The following is a 3,473-nucleotide window of genomic DNA, read 5'->3' as shown; positions in this document are numbered from 1 at the left end:
CCCCGAAGCTTATCGGAGTTCGTCCCGTCCTTCATCGGCTCCTAGCGCCAAGGCATCCACCGTGTGCCCTTAGTAGCTTAACCTACTAGGTTTATTCGGCATATCGCTATGCCGCTCGGTATCTCCTCGGTGATTGCAACATCGACGGTCAAAGAAGGATTTTCCTTCTTAACCTCATTGCTTTATTCCATATCTAATTTTCAAGGTGCGTTTCTTTGTGATCACCGCATCGCGGCGACAAGGAATAATATATCACGAACTCAATTTAAAAACAACATTTTTTTATACCAATATCCCAACCAATAACTTCCACCTCGCCCTAGACGTAGTCTTTCACGCAGATGCAAGGCATAGAGTTATTCATAAACAATCATCCACTCTTGAGGCGGAACGCGAGGTGTCCAAATGAAGTATCATTTTACAGGCAAACAGTGGTGGATTCTACTGTTGATTTTCAGCGGTACGTTGATTAACGCGATTGACCGTTCCAGCTTGGCAACTGCCAGTCCGTATATCGCACAGGAACTTCATCTCGATATGAGCACCATGGGGTTGGTTCTTTCGTCATTCGGCTGGACTTACTTGTTGTGCAATCTTCCATCCGGTTGGTTAGTCGATCGTTTCGGGGCCAAGCGAGTATACGGATGGGCTGCAACGCTTTGGTCCATCGCTTGCGCGATGACTGGATTAGCCCGCAATGTTAGTACGTTGCTGGTGAGTCGAACGTTGGTAGGGATCGGTGAGTCGGCCAACTTCCCCGTTGCGACCAAAGTCGTGCGCGAACATTTCGCCACAACCGAGCGTGGTTTGGCGACAGGGATTTATTTAGCCGGATTACGCTTGGGGTACGCTGTGACACCAGGGCTGATGGCATGGTTGATGCTCACATTTGGAAGCGATGCCCGCCCCGATTGGCAAAGCGCATTTTTGGCAACGGGTTTGGGCGGATTGGGTTTTGTTTTGATATGGTTTGCCACTTACCAAGAACATGCTCCACTGACTTCAAAACCAACCTCACCCACGGCCTCCACTCTTATTTTGCTAAAACACCGCAACACATGGGCCATCCTGATCATCAAATTCCTGCAGGATTACCTTTATTATTTGTATTTGACTTGGTTGCCTATGTACTTTGTCACTGAGCGTCATCTCTCATTGACATCCGTAGCTTTTTACGTCACCATCCCTTGGGTTGCCGGGATGATTGCGCAGCCGCTGGCCGGATTGACATCTGATTTTTTTATCATCCGTGGACACTCTCCAACAAAAATAAAAAAATTCCTTTTGATTATCACTCAATTGGTGGCGGCGTCAGTCATCTTCGCCGCCTTTGTCGAATCCGTCCACACCGCGGCCATCCTCTTGATCATCGCTATGGCCGCTGAATCGGCGTCTGCGGCCATCTTATGGACTCTCCCTCAGGATATCGCTACCGAAAAGCTTACGGGTCGACTGGGGGGATTGATGAACACCGCAGGGGCAGCGGCAGCCATCGTCTCGCCGATCTTAACCGGCTTGGTCGCCGAAATAGCGGGGTTTGCCGCGGCTCTGACCTTGGGCGGAGTCTGTATGCTCATCTCGGTCTTAGCCATCGCCTTTTTGCTAGGCCCCATCCGTCCTATCGGTCATTCTTAACCTGTTGGGCACTGGGACGAAACCAGCAAAGCACCTGTTGCCGGTCGCATGGGCGAAAAACCAGGCGTTGCTCATCAATCCTCCAGACAGTCCGAGCTTGTCGAACGCATAAGAAATGCCACTTTGAAAATTTAATCCCCTTCAAATTGGAAGCGATTTCATTGATGGGGATGGCTACCCTTTGTTTCCATGTTTGCTGACCGTTTGTTCCACTCCTTCGAGATGTTGCAGCATCCGTTGCCGGGCTAGTTCGCGATCCTTTTCCCTGATCGCTTCGATGATCAATTCATGGTCTTGCAATGATTCTAACGACCGTCCAGGAATGCTGTAACTTCCCTGTCTGCTTTTGGCTAATAAGTCAAGCAAAGAGAGCATGATCTTCACCAAAACCAAGTTGCAAGAAGCTTCCGCGATAGCCATGTGGAATTGCGCATCCCGTTCATCCAACACTTCCGGTTCGTCTGAGTGCGCTTTTGCATCTTGAATAATCCATTCCAGCTTTTCCAAATGATGCGCTTGTCGCCGCTCCGCCGCCCAGGCCGCTGCTTCCGTCTCCAACACTTTTCGAATCTCGAACAAATCATGGACAGCAGCGTCCTCCCAATTGGCCTGGGAAAACGACTCGATGTCTGTCGGTTGAATGTTGGCCACAAAGATGCCCTTCCCATGCTTCACATGCAAAATGTTACGGCCGGCAAGCGTTTTGATCGCATCACGGACCACGGTGCGGCTGACTTGGAACAAAGTAGCCAAATCCCGTTCCGTTGGCAACCGCTCCCCCGGCTTCACTTCTCCTTTTACAATGGCATCCATAATCTGCGAAATAATTCGTTCACTCATCGACGATCGTTCTTCAAAAATTGGCTTGAACATATATGATAATTTCACCCTTTATACAGCAGATTTGACCAAACCCAAAACAGGCTCAACCAAAATATATCATAAAACGGCATGCCCTGGGTCAGTCTTGTCATTTAAACTCACAAAACTCAGTCTATGATCGCCTCGTTCAAGCCTGATGCACAAAGATAGCCTGGCCACACCCCCAAGGGTAGCCGAACTGACGGCAATCCTATTTCTGATGCGCCTTTGCACGATACACACAAGCATGGGACGCTTCAATGAAAGGCTCCAACATTTCATCGATTTGGTCGCTGAGCGTTTCGCTTTCTTCATCATTGAGTGGAGTCAGGGGCTCAACGGCAATAAAATAACAAGCCCGTTGCGGAATATATGACATGTCGCGCCTTGCTCAGCTTCTTCCAACACCGCCGCCAAAAACGGCATAGCCCAAAAAAATCCAAGAGCAAGCACTTTGTTTCGATACCCTTGCGGTTTTCGGTTGGCATACTGTTGGATCAATTGCATGAATTGTTCTTCATTCATTTAGTTCACCTCGATCTATCTATGTTCAATGAACTTGTCCCTTACGCTTTTCTCAACCCCCTTCATCTTGCACATACAATCATTCGACGAAGGGAACATACTTTTTCTATCCATGCGAGGTCAGCGTCACAACCGTCCGGCATCGTATCCTTGCAAATCAAAAAGCCCCAGCCTTAGGCTGGGGCTTGGTATTCCCTGAAAACTAAAGAGTGAGTGTCACGTGACCCAAGAAAATAATCGATGATGCTCTGAAAAGAGCTCCTTAGAAAGGAGGTGATCCATCCCCACCTTCCGGTAGGGATACCTTGTTACGACTTCACCCCAATCATCTGCCCCACCTTCGGCGGCTGGTTCCGTAAAGGTTACCTCACCGACTTCGGGTGTTGCAAACTCTCGTGGTGTGACGGGCGGTGTGTACAAGGCCCGGGAACGTATTCACCGCGACATGCTGA

The 3,473-nt window shown here is 49.2% G+C and carries 3 protein-coding genes and 2 rRNA genes; 1 reads left to right on the top strand and 4 read right to left on the bottom strand.

Annotated features, from left to right (window positions below; translation table 11 throughout):
* Nucleotides 1-83 (bottom strand): 23S ribosomal RNA (locus QQZ12_RS16795); the annotation flags it as partial.
* A gap of 322 nt (nucleotides 84-405) precedes the next feature.
* On the opposite strand from QQZ12_RS16795, the gene QQZ12_RS16790 reads away from it, so the two are divergent.
* Nucleotides 406-1,635 carry an MFS transporter gene (locus QQZ12_RS16790; RefSeq protein ID WP_284724683.1) on the top strand — a complete coding sequence of 410 codons (1,230 nt, stop codon included), beginning with the start codon at nucleotides 406-408 and terminating at the stop codon, nucleotides 1,633-1,635.
* A gap of 174 nt (nucleotides 1,636-1,809) precedes the next feature.
* Here QQZ12_RS16790 and QQZ12_RS16785 read toward each other — a convergent pair whose 3' ends face one another.
* The 3 genes from QQZ12_RS16785 to QQZ12_RS16775 all read right to left on the bottom strand — a co-directional run.
* The gene (locus QQZ12_RS16785) at nucleotides 1,810-2,508 is read right to left on the bottom strand and encodes a FadR/GntR family transcriptional regulator (protein WP_102992698.1); all 699 of its coding nucleotides are present in this window, start codon (nucleotides 2,506-2,508) and stop codon (nucleotides 1,810-1,812) included.
* 315 nt (nucleotides 2,509-2,823) lie between these two features.
* The gene (locus QQZ12_RS16780) at nucleotides 2,824-3,021 is read right to left on the bottom strand and encodes a hypothetical protein (protein ID WP_102992699.1); all 198 of its coding nucleotides are present in this window, start codon (nucleotides 3,019-3,021) and stop codon (nucleotides 2,824-2,826) included.
* A 266-nt stretch (nucleotides 3,022-3,287) separates the two neighbouring features.
* A 16S ribosomal RNA gene (locus QQZ12_RS16775) occupies nucleotides 3,288-3,473 on the bottom strand; the annotation flags it as partial.

The organism is Laceyella tengchongensis, assembly GCF_900182735.1.
Lineage (GTDB): Bacteria > Bacillota > Bacilli > Thermoactinomycetales > Thermoactinomycetaceae > Laceyella > Laceyella tengchongensis.
Note: the sequence above shows the minus strand (reverse complement) of the source record. Positions and strands in the feature narration are given on the sequence as shown.